Origin of the sequence: Streptomyces sp. NPDC014889 (assembly GCF_043081205.1) — a bacterium.
Classification (GTDB): domain Bacteria; phylum Actinomycetota; class Actinomycetes; order Streptomycetales; family Streptomycetaceae; genus Streptomyces.
The window spans coordinates 71,718-85,724 of the sequence record NZ_JBIBWH010000018.1; the positions used below are offsets into that span (position 1 = coordinate 71,718).

The 14,007-nt window shown below is 67.0% G+C and carries 10 protein-coding genes; 4 read left to right on the forward strand and 6 right to left on the reverse strand.

From position 1 onward, the window contains the following. The first annotated feature begins 187 nt into the window (after positions 1 to 187). Positions 188 to 2,371 carry an amino acid adenylation domain-containing protein gene (locus ACF09J_RS30475; protein ID WP_392308679.1) on the forward strand — a complete coding sequence of 728 codons (2,184 nt, stop codon included), beginning with the start codon at positions 188 to 190 and terminating at the stop codon, positions 2,369 to 2,371. A gap of 47 nt (positions 2,372 to 2,418) precedes the next feature. Here ACF09J_RS30475 and sbnA read toward each other — a convergent pair whose 3' ends face one another. Beyond that, positions 2,419 to 3,387 (reverse strand): 2,3-diaminopropionate biosynthesis protein SbnA, encoded by a 969-nt coding sequence (sbnA, locus tag ACF09J_RS30480; protein WP_392308680.1) that lies wholly within the window; start codon positions 3,385 to 3,387, stop codon positions 2,419 to 2,421. Between the two features lie 725 nt (positions 3,388 to 4,112). On the opposite strand from sbnA, the gene ACF09J_RS30485 reads away from it, so the two are divergent. After that, positions 4,113 to 6,599 carry an AAA family ATPase gene (locus ACF09J_RS30485; protein ID WP_392308681.1) on the forward strand — a complete coding sequence of 829 codons (2,487 nt, stop codon included), beginning with the start codon at positions 4,113 to 4,115 and terminating at the stop codon, positions 6,597 to 6,599. Positions 6,600 to 6,720: 121 nt separating this feature from the next. Here the strand turns inward: ACF09J_RS30485 and ACF09J_RS30490 are convergent, their stop codons facing one another. After that, positions 6,721 to 8,781 (reverse strand): M20/M25/M40 family metallo-hydrolase, encoded by a 2,061-nt coding sequence (locus ACF09J_RS30490; RefSeq protein ID WP_392308682.1) that lies wholly within the window; start codon positions 8,779 to 8,781, stop codon positions 6,721 to 6,723. Between the two features lie 694 nt (positions 8,782 to 9,475). After that, positions 9,476 to 9,997 (reverse strand): DNA-binding protein, encoded by a 522-nt coding sequence (locus tag ACF09J_RS30495; protein WP_392308726.1) that lies wholly within the window; start codon positions 9,995 to 9,997, stop codon positions 9,476 to 9,478. 482 nt (positions 9,998 to 10,479) lie between these two features. Between ACF09J_RS30495 and ACF09J_RS30500 the strand changes: the two genes are divergently transcribed. Further along, positions 10,480 to 11,052, forward strand: a complete 573-nt coding sequence (locus ACF09J_RS30500) for an MFS transporter (RefSeq protein ID WP_392308683.1) — start codon at positions 10,480 to 10,482, stop codon at positions 11,050 to 11,052. Between the two features lie 101 nt (positions 11,053 to 11,153). Then, a complete protein-coding gene (locus ACF09J_RS30505) occupies positions 11,154 to 11,720 on the forward strand; it encodes a hypothetical protein (RefSeq protein WP_392308684.1) in 567 nt (188 codons plus the stop codon). Here the strand turns inward: ACF09J_RS30505 and ACF09J_RS30510 are convergent. From ACF09J_RS30510 to ACF09J_RS30520, 3 genes are all read right to left on the reverse strand, one after another. Beyond that, positions 11,665 to 12,003: a helix-turn-helix domain-containing protein gene (locus tag ACF09J_RS30510; protein ID WP_392308685.1), complete on the reverse strand. Its 339-nt coding sequence runs from the start codon at positions 12,001 to 12,003 to the stop codon at positions 11,665 to 11,667. The two genes, ACF09J_RS30505 and ACF09J_RS30510, sit on opposite strands and share 56 nt — an antisense overlap. 1,231 nt (positions 12,004 to 13,234) lie before the next feature. Further along, positions 13,235 to 13,543, reverse strand: a complete 309-nt coding sequence (locus ACF09J_RS30515) for an SCO5918 family protein (RefSeq protein WP_392308686.1) — start codon at positions 13,541 to 13,543, stop codon at positions 13,235 to 13,237. A 90-nt stretch (positions 13,544 to 13,633) separates the two neighbouring features. Beyond that, positions 13,634 to 13,993: a CBS domain-containing protein gene (locus tag ACF09J_RS30520; RefSeq protein ID WP_392308687.1), complete on the reverse strand. Its 360-nt coding sequence runs from the start codon at positions 13,991 to 13,993 to the stop codon at positions 13,634 to 13,636. Positions 13,994 to 14,007 lie beyond the last annotated feature (14 nt).

Below are 14,007 nucleotides of genomic sequence, written 5' to 3' on the forward strand. Positions count from 1 at the left end.
AAAGCCGAGGACACCGTCACGTGTACGGGTCAGGGTGTGTTCGGGGAATTCCCCGACTGGCCTGGGGTTTGCGGCTCCGGCATCCTTCTGCGGATCGGCGGCAGACACGCCGAGGCACGAGCACGCCTCACGGCGCCGCCATGCCATCACGCAGGAAGGTGACAATGCCATCGACGGGCGAACGCGCATGGAGCTGAGCGCCGAACTGGACTCCCGGGACGTGCTGACCGCACTGGTCGCTGTCATCAGCCGACGCACCCTCCGGGAGAGGATCCGGGTATCCGGTCAGGTCACGACGGAGCTGGACCTCACCGCGGACCCCACATTCGCCGAACTGTCGGCCCGCGTCCACGCGTTGGTGGACGATCGGTTCGCCGTGCGGGTGGACGACATGGAGCTGACGGCCTCGGACATGGGTACGGCGCTTGGGGGCGAGGCCACCGATGACCTCGAGCACGTCGTCAGCCAGGTCTGCCGGGCGTTGGCGGACGGCCTACGCGAGCCGTCCCGCCGGGTCTCCGTGTTGGAACTGGCCTCCGACGCCGACCGGGCACTCGTCGCGACCTTCGAGGGCAGCGGCACGGGGCCGGCGCCGGCCCGCTGCATCCAAGATCTGGTGGGCGAGCAGGCGCGCCGGACGCCCGACATCCCCGCGGTCAGTGCCGGGGCAGAGGAGATCACCTACCAGCAGCTCGTGGACCGTGCCGATCTGCTGGCCGAGCGGCTTGCCCACGCAGGGGCCGGACCTGGTCACATTGTCGGTGTGCTGGGAGAACGCTCGCCGGAGACGATCATCTCGCTCCTCGCCGTGCTCAAGGTCGGTGCGGCCTATCTCGCCCTGGCCCCCGAATGGCCGGATGCCCGCTTGGACGCACTGCTGAGTGACGCCTCGGTCAAGGTGGTGCTGACGCCCGAGAAGCTCGCCGGCCGGATACCGGGCGACCTTACCGTCCTGCCTTTCGACGCGTCGCCCGAAGTGCAGCGCACCGGTCTCCGCCGACCTCCGGTCGGCCTGACGCCGGACCATCTCGCGTATGTGAGTTACACGAGTGGTTCCACGGGCGAGCCGAAGGGCGTCTGCGTCCCGCATGCCGCTGTGTCACGGCTGGTGTGCTCTCCCGACTGGGCGGTATTCGGTCCCACGGATGTCTTTCTGCAGGTCTCGCCGATCTCGTTCGACGCTTCCGTCCTGGAGATCTGGGCACCGCTGTGCAACGGTGGCCGCGTCGTGCTGCTGCCGCCAGGTCGTGTGGACGTGGGCCGGATGGGCGAGGTCATCCGGACGGAGCGGGTCACGCACCTGTGGCTGACCGCAGGTCTCTTTCACCAGATGGTGGGCCACCAACTCAGCCAACTGAGCCGTGTACGTCATCTGTTCGCCGGTGGTGACGTGGTGAGTCCCCAAGCGGTGGCTCAACTGCTGGGCGCCCATCCTCGGATGTTGTTCACCAACGGCTACGGACCGACCGAGAACACGACCTTCACGGCCTGTGCGACCTTCCACGACCCGCCGCCCCAGGGCCCGGTGCCCATCGGCCGGCCCATCAGCGGTACGCGGGTGAAGGTGCTCGACGCCGAGGGCAAGGCAGTCCCGCCCGGAGTCGTGGGCGAACTCTACGCGGCCGGCGCCGGTCTGGCGCACGGCTACCTGGGTCGGCCGGCGGCCACTGCTGATCGGTTCGTGCCCGATCCCAGCGGTACGTCACCGGGGGCCCGGCTCTACCGCACCGGGGATCTGGCGCGTTGGCGGTCTGATGGAATGCTGGACTTCTGCGGGCGGGCCGACAACCAGGTGAAGATCAATGGCTATCGCGTGGAGCCGGACGAGATCGCGGCCGTGCTCACCACCCATCCTGAGGTCCGAAGCGCGGCGGTGGTCGATGAGGTAGGCAGCAGCTTCGGCAAGCATCTGGTGGGCTATGTGGTGCCGGTGAATTCCTCGTCCGATACGCAACAGTTGGGGGACCTGCGAGGGTGGTTGCGGGACCGGTTTCCCGAATACCTGGTGCCCGCCCGGATCGTGACGCTCGCCGAGCTGCCGTTGACCCTCAACGGCAAGGTGGCCCGGGAGGCCCTGCCCAAGGTCCACACCGTGGCGCGCAGCGTCCCCAACGACTATGTCGCGCCACGCGTGCCCGTAGAACAGCTCCTGTGCCAGTTGTGGTCGGAAACCTTGAACATCGAGATGATCGGCATCGACGACGATTTCTTCGAACTCGGGGGCCATTCGCTGATCGCCGCGGATCTGCTCGCCCGTCTGCAGAATGAGTATGGCATCGAGATACCCGCCCGAACGCTCTATCTGAGCCCCACAGTCGGCGAGTTGGCCGAACTCGCCGAACTGGAGCCCCTGCGGGCCCGTCTCGGGTGAGCGGGACGGGCGCCTGCCTACGACCAGAACTCGTCGTCGGGCGCTCGTCACTTCCAGAGGTGGGTCACCTCGCCGAAGTTCTTGACCACCCATTTGTCTGAGTAGATTGTGTCGAGGTACCGCTCCCCGCCATCGGGGAAGACAACGACGCATCTCGCGTCCGGCTGAATTTCGCCGGCCAGCCTGTTGAGCGCGGCAATCGTCGCTCCTGACGACCCGCCAACCAGTACCGACTCGCGAGCAGCAAGCTGCCGGCATGCCACGGTGCATTCAAGATCTGATACATGAACGACCGTATCGACAAGGTTTTCCTCGAGCAACGACGAACGCATCGATGAGCCGTGCCCGGGAATGAGCCGAGTGGCTGCCTTGTGGTTCCCGAAGATCACACTGCCGACCGCGTCCACAGCGATGACCTTGGTGGACATCCCCCGCTGGCGAATACGGTCGATGCACCCCCGCAGCGTCCCGCAGGAGCTGACGGCGCAGAACAGATAGTCGACCGTCCCGTCCAGGGCATCGGCTATCTCGTCCCACATTGATTCCAGGGCGTGGGGGTTCAACGGGTTGGAGTACTGGTTCGGCCAGTAGGCGTGAGGGGTCGCCGCGACGAGCTCACGGACACGGTTGATCCGAACGACCAGATATTCCCCGGTCGCGGGATCGGGCTCACTGACGCGCTCGATCGTCGCGCCAAAGGCACGCAGGATCGCAATGTTCTGGGCGGTCGTCTTGGCATCCACTACACAAATGAATTCGATGCCGTAGTAACGGCAGATCTGCGCGATACCGATCGCGAGGTTCCCCGAACTCGACTCGATCACGACGGACTTCTTGGGCTGGAGCTCACCACTGTTGATCTTACCGATCAACATGTTCAACGCGGTGCGGTCCTTTATGCTGCCGCCTGGATTAAATTTCTCCAACTTGGCGTACACGTGACCCTTGAATCCTGGAATGATCCTCCGAAGCTCCACAAGCGGCGTATTGCCGATCAAGGAGAAGATTCCACCCATGTGGCGTTCCTGCATATTTCGCCTTCCATCGAGATCCATGAATCGAACGCCCCAGCACTTTTCGAGGCCCGGTAGCCCATTCAGTCTGGTACGTCGTCGTCACTCTCAAATGTCGGGACTCCTCCTGACCGTCTTTCACTGCCCTCCCCTCACGCGGGGCGAGAGGGGCGCGGCGAGGGGGCCACGCACGCCCTGTATTACCCATATACGGACCCAACGGCACCACTGCCCGTTTTGTTTCAATTTCAAGCGATTTGCGAGGGTCTTTCGATGTCACCCTGGACGATTCGCGACTTCACCGACTTTTCGCCGAAGCAATTCTCGATCAACATCAAGGCGGACACGTTCCCGGACTGCCGAGGGAGCGTGGCGACGTCGCGAGGTACGCGCCGGCGCGGACGCTTCGCCCGGTTCGTCACCGTCCTGGACGGAGCGCAAGAGCTCGGAAGATCCCCCATTCCGACACCCGCATCATTGCTTACGGCTGCAAACATCCTCTGTGCCGCCAGACCTCACCGCAGGTGGCTCACCGGCGATAAAATACAGGACCTTGCGGAATGAAGTACAGGCGCTTACGATCTCCACCGAGTAACCTGACGCAAATAAGCCACTCCGCCCGGCCTTACCTCTTGCCGTCACCCCCTCCCTCGTCGACGCCCACCCGGCGGCGTCAGAGCAAGTAAGAATCCAGCACAATTACTTGAGAACAGGAGAGGTTATCTGCCTTGCAGCTACTCGAGAATTTAAGAGGCCGCATCCCGACAAAGGATTTCCTTTCCGGTGAGTTCGTTTTCCCTTGGACGAAGATTCGCCAGCCATCCGTGTTGCACGGAAGGGAACAAGAGGTCGTCCTGCTGAAGCGAATCCTGGATGAGACTTCGTCCCACTTACGCGCCATAGACATCAGCGGCGATCCGTGGATCGGGAAGACGCGCCTCCTCTCTGTGCTCGGCGACCTCGCCCATGCCCAGGGCTGGACGGTGGGCTCAGGAGCAGCCCGCTCCCTCTCCGAAGCCCTCCCTTTCGGGGTGTTCTCCGACGCCCTCTACGACGTTCTCGCGCGGCACCGAGGGAACCCGGTGGACGGGTTACCCGAGCAGCACATCTCCTGGCTGGCGGGCATCTGCCCAGCCCTGGCCCCGTACGCCCGGGAAGCGCTCCTGCCCAAGGACCCCATGGAGATGAACCATGCATTCCATGCGGTCCGCGCACTCCTGGACAACCTCGGCGCGGCCGGCCGACTGCTGTTGGTCATCGACGACATGCACTGGGCCGATGAGGCGTCCGTCCGCCTGTTCATGCATCTCCTGCGCCATTCCACCGGCTCTCCGGTACTCCTGGCCATCGCACGTCGGCCGCGACAGATCCACGCCGAACTACGGACGCTCCTGGAGGAGGGTGCGGCGACCGGACAAATCGCCCGTATCCACCTGTCACCACTGGCCGACGAGGATCTCGCCGCACTGCTCCCCGCCGGGCTCAGCCCGTCCCGCCGCCGTACTCTGCAGGAGGAATCCGGTGGGAACCCGGGACTGATTCAAGCACTCGCCGCCCAGCAGGGCACAGCCGGAGCACCTGGGGGCGACGCGGCTCTCTCCGGTACGGGGACGCCGGTCTCCGTCATCCGCGAGTTCCGCGGACTGTCCGAACTCGGCTGGGCCGCAGCCCATTCGGCTGCCTTGGTAGGGGAATCGATCGACATCGGGCTGCTCGAAGCGGTCGCGCAGTTACCCGAGGACCGGGTACGGGCGGGTGTCGACGAACTGGTACGGCACGACATCCTCCGTGTGGATGAGAGCGAGCGCACCTTCATGTTCCGCAACGCCTTGCTGCGCGAGACGGCTTACCAGGCGGCGGGCGCCGCCTGGCGGCTGGGCGCGCACACGCGTGCGGCGGCTGTCATGCGAACCCGCAACGCTCCCCCACCTCAGGTCGCACGGCATCTCCAGCGCTGCATCGTTGCCGGGGACCCTGAGAGTATGCGCCTCCTGTTGGAGGCCGCCCGGACCGTCCTGTGGGAGCAGCCGGAGACCGCAGCACTGTGGTCACAGACCGTGTTGGAACTCCAGCGGCACGACAAGAACGCGGACCGGACGGAGCACCTTCTCCTCTTCGCCACGTCCTTGGCCCTGTGCGGGAAACTCACCGAGAGCCTGGCGCTGTTCCGCAGGGCGTCCGACACCGGACGGGACGGCGACGCAGAGGCGGTGCTCTCGTACGCGCAAGTGCTCAGGCTGCTGGGGCGGATCAGCGAATCCGGCGACCTGCTGCGAAAGGCCCTGCGGACTATGGCTCCAGCTCAGCGTACGCAGGCGCGTTTGCACGGAGCACTGCTCGCGACGTCACTCGAAGCGGGCTGCATGGCGGACTTGCCAAACGACGCGCTCCTGGAACCGATCGCCGCGGTGGACGACCCCGCGCTCCGCACACTGCTGCTCTCACTGAACGCCCTGGCGGACCTCAACCAAAACGCCCCCGGGAGGGCCGAGGACCGGGTGAACGAGGCGAGAACGCTGGTCGACCACCTTCCGAACAACCTCCTCGCCCCGCAACTCGACTCCCTGTACTGGCTGGGACTCGCCGAACACCGGCTCGGCGAGTACGAGCGGGCGGTCCAGCACCTGGAGCGGGCACTCCACCTCGCGTCGCGGTACGGCCAGACCCATCTTGTGCCGCAGGTCGCGACCGTGCTGGGTTCCGTACTGCTGCGTCTGGGCGATCTCGCTGGAGCCGCCCTGCACGCGGAGCACGCCCAGGAGGCGGCACGCCACATCGGCAGCGAGGTCCAGTTGACGAGTGCTACGCGGCTGATGGAAGAAATCTCCCGCCCGCCCCCTCTCCAGCCTGCCCCGGTACAGGCAACGGCCGACGCGGCGGACCCGGACCACCTGACGGCCGGAGCCACGGCCGCCGGCCAGATCTCGGGTATGGGTCCGGGCAGCGCGAGCAAGCTCGAGGAGACCGGGCGCCGTACCGCACCCCCTTCGGAAGCCAACACCCATCTGGACCTGTTGAGCAAGCGGGAACGGGAGATATCCGGGCTGGTCAGCGACGGCAGGACGAACCAGCAGATCGCGCGGGCCCTGGGGCTGAGCCACAAGACGGTGGAAACCTACCTCGCCCGCATCTTCAAGAAACTGGACCTCTGCTCGCGGGCCCAGCTCGCCACGTTGGTGGGCAGAGCCGACGGTACCGGTCCCGCCTTCTCCTGAGGCGCCTCACGCCTTCCGTCGGGTCTCTCCTGTGCCGGGTGTACACCCGGCACAGGAGAGACCCGCGCACGGCTGACAGGCCCGCGCGCACGCATCACACCCCGGTCCGGCCTCAGCCTCCTCAGAGTGTTTTGGTCTGACGGACGACGGAGGAGTCGGCCGGGGCGAAACCATAAGGCACCGTCTCGTTCTCCTGGGGCCTCGGGCCGACCAGCGCGCCTACCTCGGGCGGCAGTCCGATGGTGAAGTCGGAGACATCGACGAGAAGCCGACTTCCGGCCTTCGTCTGGCAGCTCAGTTCGGTTCCGTCCGAGCTGCCGGTGAACTGGAAGACCACGCCGCCGGATTCCACGCCCTGCTTCGACAGCGCCTCTCCGTTCATCGGCACTCCCGCGACGACGCACGAAATCAGGGGCTCGCGCGGCAGGCGGACCTGTATCTGCCAGGCGTGCCGTTGTGAGGCCACCCGGAAACGCACCTTCCGGACACGTCCGGCGGTGGTGTCCTCAAGCAGCTTGACGCTGGGCGCGGGGAGGTCCAGCGCAGGGGCCTTCGTCTGGAGGACAGGCAGGTCGCCGTACTCGGAGAAGTAGCGGGCCGCCGTCCCCCGGTCCGGGTCATCGCCCAGCACCCTCCGCGTCCAGTCGTCGGGCGACGGGTCGGTGGTGACCCACATGCTGGTGCCCCTGGCCAGGTCACGCACGTACACCAGCGAGTCCGGCAGCGGCTGCCGTGGGCTGAACTCCAGGCCCACTGCCCCAGCTCCGACCAGGACCACAGAGGCCGCGGCGGCTCCCGAGGCCAGCAGTCCCGGCCTCGGGAGCCGTGCCAGCAGCGGAAGCGACAGCACGCCGCCGATACCCGCGAGCACCACGGCCACTGCTGAGAGGGAGACACCCAACGCGATCAGCAGGCTGTCCACCAGGGACGTGAAGAGCACCACGGCCACCGCGGGCGCGAGTGCCGCAAGCAGCACACCCACTACGTCGTCCCGGGCCACGGTGTCCCGGCAGGCGAACCCCAGCGCGGGCAGGCCCGCCAGCAGCGGCCACTGAAGCAGATAACTCGCGCCGGGCACGGCCAGCACCACCACGGCCAGCAGCACGGCCATGACGACCAGCCCGCCGGCGATCAGCTCCGCCGGTTGCCGACCGCGCGTCAACCGACCCGCGACCAGCAGCGTCCCGGCCAGCAGCACCAGGAATCCGGCGACAAACCAACCGCGGTCGTACGGTTCCGACATGGGCAGCGCCGCCATGTCGGGGCGCACGAGGGTCACGGCATACCACAGGCCGAAATCGACCAGGGCCGCCGTGATCACCGCGCCGGCGGCGATCCCGGCGGTCGCCAGCACACCACCGATTCTCAGGGCCGACCGGCGCGTGCCAAGGACCAGCAACCATCCGAAGCCGAGGAGCGTGACCGCCGCCGTCGGCACCGCCCAGCCCACCGGATAATGCACGAGAACCCGGCCGAACAGGTCGAAGTAAATGCTGTCCTGACCGTGCACGTCCCGCAGGTCGGCGTCGCCAAGACTGCGCACCAGGCCCAGCATGAGCTCGCCCTGGTGCTGCACGCTGTCCGGGCTCAGCCGGTCGAGGTCGTCACGCGGCGAATGATAGTCATGGAGGCCGTGCATGAACGCGGAATTGAGGCCGATGGCTCCGGCGTCCCGGAACACGGTGAAGTCGCTCCCGTTCGGCATCCGCTTGTACACCTCGTACGCCAGCGATGTGCTGACGAACCGGGTGCCGCCCTGAGCGAAGGCATCGATCAGCGGGCCGTTTCCGTCACTCGTCTCGAACATCATCACAGGGCCGCCACTGCCGCGCGCTTCCCAGTTGAGTACGGGCCCGTAATCGTCGACCTTGTGCTTCCGCACGAACATCTCGGCGCCGAGTGAGCCGATTTCCTCTGCGTCGGTGAACAGAAATACGACGTCGTTACGTACGCCGCCCCCTGCTCTGAGCGCCCGCATGGTCTCCAGCATGGCGCCGACCGCGGAACCGTCGTCAGCCGCTCCGGGGCCGGTCGGAACCGAGTCGTAGTGGGCCACGAGCAGAAGTGCCTTACCACCACTGGTCCCCGGCATGTTGCCGGTGACCTTGGCGACCACGTTGTGCACCGTGCCCGCCGGAAACGGGCTGCCCATCCCCGTTCGGATGGCGTCGCCCGACTCCACGCCGACCTCCGCGCCCAGGGATCTCGCGGTGTCCACGAGATACTGGCGGACCCGGGCATTGTCACGCGTGCCCGACGGGTGCGGGCGCTGAGCTATGACCCTGACGTGCCTGAGCGCCCGGGCTGCAGCGAACTCCTTGGCCGGCGTGCCCTCCGAGCGGGCGGCCGGAGGTGTGGCGGCGAGCAGCGCCAGAGCGCCGAGGAGCGTGAGACCGATGAGGACCAGAGGCAGCAGGGGACGGCTCATCACCCTGCGCTGCTGCGCCTGACCGGTCTTTTGGTCCGCTCCGCTCTGTTCCGCGTCAGTGGACAGCGACATCACTATTCAGACCGTTCGTCACAAGGATATGTCTCACCGTTCCTGGCGGGGAATTCCTAAGAGTCATGGAGCACTGTTCCCCCGCCTCAATAAATGGCATCCCGAAAAACAGGCCGAGGATACAGCTTCAATAGAGATCCGAATGAACCGATGGTTTCCACCATTCCGGACGGGCCCATAGTTCCTGCACTTCTCCCTCTCCTCATGATCGGTGCATCAGCGCAGCACACCGAACACTCTGCTCCGCCACCACCTCGAAGTCTTGTGGTTGGTTCCCCGGTATTGACATGAGCGCCAAGGGCGTCGAGGCCGTGGTAGAGGGTCAGGCCGGGGCGTGTGCGACATCAGAACGGCTGAGGTTCGCGGAACGGACCCCTCAGCGCCGCTGGTCGGTGGGCTCTGCCAGTTCCTCGGATGTGCTGCCCGGTTCGGCGGTGTAGAGGCTCAGGTCGTGCACGGCCCGCTGGGACACGGGCAGGTCCACGGACTGGTAGGTCAGCTCCAGCTCGCCGACCTCGGGGTGCTGCAGCCGCTTGACGCCGTCGTGGCGGATGCGGACGTCGTGGGCGGCCCGCAGGGTGCGGAAGTCACGGCTGAGGGTGGACAGTTCACCGATCAGTTCACGCAGGGTCCGGTCGTGCGGTTCACGCCCGGCCTCGGCGCGCAGCAGCGCGACGGTGGCGGCGGCGCCTGATTCCCAGTCGACGAAGAAGTCGTGGGAGCCGTCGTCGAGGAAGTGGTAGCGGGCGAAGTTGGGACGACCGCGCTTGTCGGTGGTGGGGCTGTCGAACATCGGCGCATGCAGGGCCCGGCCGAGCGCGTTGTGGGCGATGACGTCCAGGCGGCCGTTGCGGACGAAGGCGGCCGACATCGTGATGGAGTCGAGCAGCCACTGGATGCGGGGCGGGGCGGGACGGCGACGTCCCGGCGGCGCGACGGGGTGCGGCGGGCGGGGCGTGCGGCGCGGGCCAGGTCGAAGAGGTAGGTGCGTTCGTCCTCATCCAGTTGCAGGGCCTGGGCGACCGCGGCGAGGACGTCTTCGGACACGCCGCTGATGTGGCCCTTCTCCAGGCCGGGTGTACCACTCGGTGCTCACCCCGGCCAGCACGGAGACTTCCTCGCGCCGCAGGCCCGGGACCCGGCGCCGGCCGCTGGTGGGCAGCCCGGCCTGCTCCGGGGTGATCTTGGCGCGGCGGCTGGCGAGAAAGTCCCGGATCTCGGTGCGGTGATCGTGCTGGTCGTCCATTTCTTCCACGGTAGCCAGCGGCGGGCGGGGAGGGAGGTTGAGCTTGTACCCCCATAAACGCGACCTTCCTCAAGGGTGGGGCGGCCGGTTTCCTGGATGACGCACCCCGATCACAACCCCTATGGAGATGCACCGTGAGTACGCGAGGAGGAACCCTCCAGGCTCCCGCCGATGTACGGACCGAACCGGCCGGGCAGGCAGCATCATCGGCCCGGCTGCCGCTCGTCGTCTACATCCTGGCGCTCGGCACGTTCCTGATGGGCACGACCGAGTTCGTCGTGGCCGGACTGCTGCCCGAGATCGCGGGCGACCTGAACGTGAGCGTGGCCCGGACCGGCCTGATGATCACCGTCTTCGCGGTCGGGATGATCATCGGCGCGCCGCTGATGGCGATGCTCACCCTGCCGCTGCCCAAGCAGCTCACCCTGATGCTCGCCCTGGGTGTCTTCGCCGTCGGGCATGTCATCGTCGCTCTCGGCTCGGACTTCACTGTGATCCTCGCGGCGCGGTTCCTGACCGCGATCGCCACCGGAGCGTTCTGGGCGGTGGCCAACGTGGCCGCCGCGAACGCCGCGGGCCCCGCCGCAAGCTCGCGCGCCCTCGGTCTCGTCGGGGCCGGTGCGATGCTCGCCAACGTCGTCGGCGTGCCGCTGGGCGCGTTCGCCACCAACCCAGTCGACGCAGGTCAGCGCGCTGCGCACGACTAACTTCGCTGTCGAAGGACAACTGCTGTCCCGAGGCATTTCGCGTCGAACTCACGAAGTCACCCGAAAGGAAAGGGGGTGGCCGACAAGGGGCCTGTAGGTGCATGCTGGCCCGCAACCCCTACGGGCTCGGCGGCCGTATGAGGCCCGAGGACGCTGCGGAGTTTCAGCAGCGGCAGATCGCCGACTGCGACCTTGCGGCAGGTGTCGCGGCTGGAACACGCGACTTTTTCCAGCGGCTGCGCACCGTCTTCGCCTACGGCGTGCTGAGCTGGAACACTTCCGGGCGGACGCGGATGGAGCCCGCCGGCGCGCTCACCGCCTCCGACCCCATGGAGGATCAGGAGGGCGACGAGTACCAGCACGTCGTGGTGCGGGCCATCCCCTTCAACCCGGGCAGTCGCTGGAATGATGCTCACCGGGCGGAGTCCGATACCCGCTACGAGACCACACGGTTCCCGACGGATTACCTGTGGGGTCCGGGCACCCGAGCGGAGGCCCGGGCGTGGCTGGAGCACGAACGCCCCGAGACGGACAGCGTCGACTTCACCGACCGGGTCTTCCTCGCCGAGACCGTGCGTGCGATGCCCGCCGGCGCTGACGGGCACGCTCATCTCATGCTTCTGCCGTCGGGTTCACTGATTCGGCGGCGCGGCGATATTCGGCGTTGATGCGCTGGGCTTCCTCGAGCTGGTCTTCGAGGATGACGATCCGGCAGGCAGCCTCGATGGGGGTGCCCTGGTCGACGAGTTCCCGGGCGCGGGCGGCGATACGCAGTTGGTAGCGGGAGTAGCGGCGGTGGCCGCCTTCGGAGCGCAGGGGGGTGATCAGGCGGGCTTCGCCGAGGGCGCGGAGGAAGGCAGGGGTGGTGCCGAGCATCTCGGCGGCCCGGCCCATGGTGTAGGCGGGGTAATCGTCGTCGTCGAGACGGCCGAACGTGTCGTCTGCTGTCATTGCACCTCTCTGTGGAACGCGTTGAGGGGCCCTGGCGCCGTACTGGCACCAGGGCCCCGAAGGAACTACTACACCATCTGCCGGCCCTGATACTGCACCGGCCCTCTGTTTCCGCGGACCCGACCGAGACGCTGTCGGGGGCGCGGGGATCGCGGTTGCTTGACCGGAGACCACCTCACTATCGATGTCCTGCGGTACCCGGGTCCAAGACTTCCGCCCGGGCGATCCTGATGGCGCTCGGCTCCTCCGTTCTTCCCTCTTGATCAACTACTCACTGACGGAAACTGCGAACTGCTGATACCGCGAACTGCTGGTGGCCTCGAACAGCGCCACCCTTCGGCAGCCGGCCCCGTCGCCCGTCCTGCGTCTGCTCCGGCTTGGAACCTCACTGCCGAACCTCCCGGTGCGCGCGCCCGCAGCCGACGCCTTCACCGAGGTACTGCTCACTGACTTCACTGCTGGGTACCGCGATCCTTCATTTGCGGGTACTGCCACTGCGGTACTGCTCATGGTGGCACCTGATCACTGCGTGCCACCCGGTCCGGCCGTCAGTCCCGTCACCGTCCTGCAACCGCCTTGGCTTCGGAACTCCACCACCGCACCGTCCTGCGAACTGCAACTGCGTTACTGCTGCCCGGCAGTTCATCTCTGCCGGGCCTCTCTCGATCTCGGCTACGAGAGAAACCATAACCACACCGCCACCCAATGTCTACTCCGGCTGGCACAGATTTTCGCGCGCTCGAAGATGAGGAATCCGCCTCGACCGGTCCATGGGTGGTTCAAGCAGCTCCGAGCCTTCAGTCCGGCGCTCACAGCCGCCCCACCGCCGCGCAGCACGTCGGGCTGAGCGTGACGTCGCCGACTGCGCCGCGGCTACCGTCGGCGGGCACCGGCCAACACTGCGTCTCGCGAAGAACACCACCGCCCGGGACGGACGCTTCCAGCCGCGACGCCTCGCAGGTCGGCTGTTGACGGGCGCGGCACGAGGAACTGCGCCGCCCTCGACGATCCCGGGATGATCGAGCAGTCCGCCCAGAGCAAACAGAGTCCCTGACCGTGGTCACCAGTGGCACTCCCGGATCCTGCAGCGCCCACTGGGGTGGGGGGACTTCAGCTGTTGCGACCACTGAGAGACGGCGACGGGAACCCGCTGCACGCAGTGTGGGCCCGACCGGCGTACCGGTCGGGCCCACACTGCTGGTCAGATGTCGGCTCGTGCCTGTTTACCCGCTCAGACCGTCACGGAGGTGCCGAGCATCGCGGAGGCGTGCTGCAGCGAGCCGGGGATGCCCAGAGGCGCGGCCTTGGGGAGGGCGCGGCAGGTGAAGCCGAGCTGAGTCATGGCCCGGAGGACTTCGGCGGCGCTGAAGTCACGCCGGTCCTGGCGGGTGAGGACTTGGCCGACTTGCTTGACGGGGTAGTGGCGGCGGCCGATGATCACCGATTCTCCGGTGACCGGTTCGGGCTTGATGCCCTTCATCGATTCCAGCACTCCGCCCTTGGTGAGCTCGAAGGGGAAGCGGGCGATGACGCAGCGCATGTGGCCTCACAGGGAGAGGGAAGAACGGTCCGACCAGGGACGACGCGTTTCAGCGGGTGGCGAGGATGCCCGGGTCGCTGCCTTGCTCGTCTACGACTCGCGGAGCACCGAGCCGACGGGAGCCCATCGCGTGCTCGGCTTCGCCATCGTGGTCACGGGTGAGGTGGACGATCCGTGGTCGCCGATGAGGTCGCGCAGGCGGACCCGGTCCGTGTGAGCGCCGCTGTCGCGGACGGCGGTGAGGTCGGTTCGGGTCACCAGGCCGATGCGCTGGTCGTCCTGGTCGCAGACGACCAGTCGGCCCGTGCGTGCGGCGGCCATGACGGCCAGCGCCACCTCGACGCTCATGTCGTCACAGACCTGCGGTCCGGCCGCGTCCATGACCTCCACCACCGTCCTGTGCACGGGGTTGGCGTCCGCCGAGCGGGGCTGCATCTGAATCAGCGTCAAAAGGTGCCTCCTGC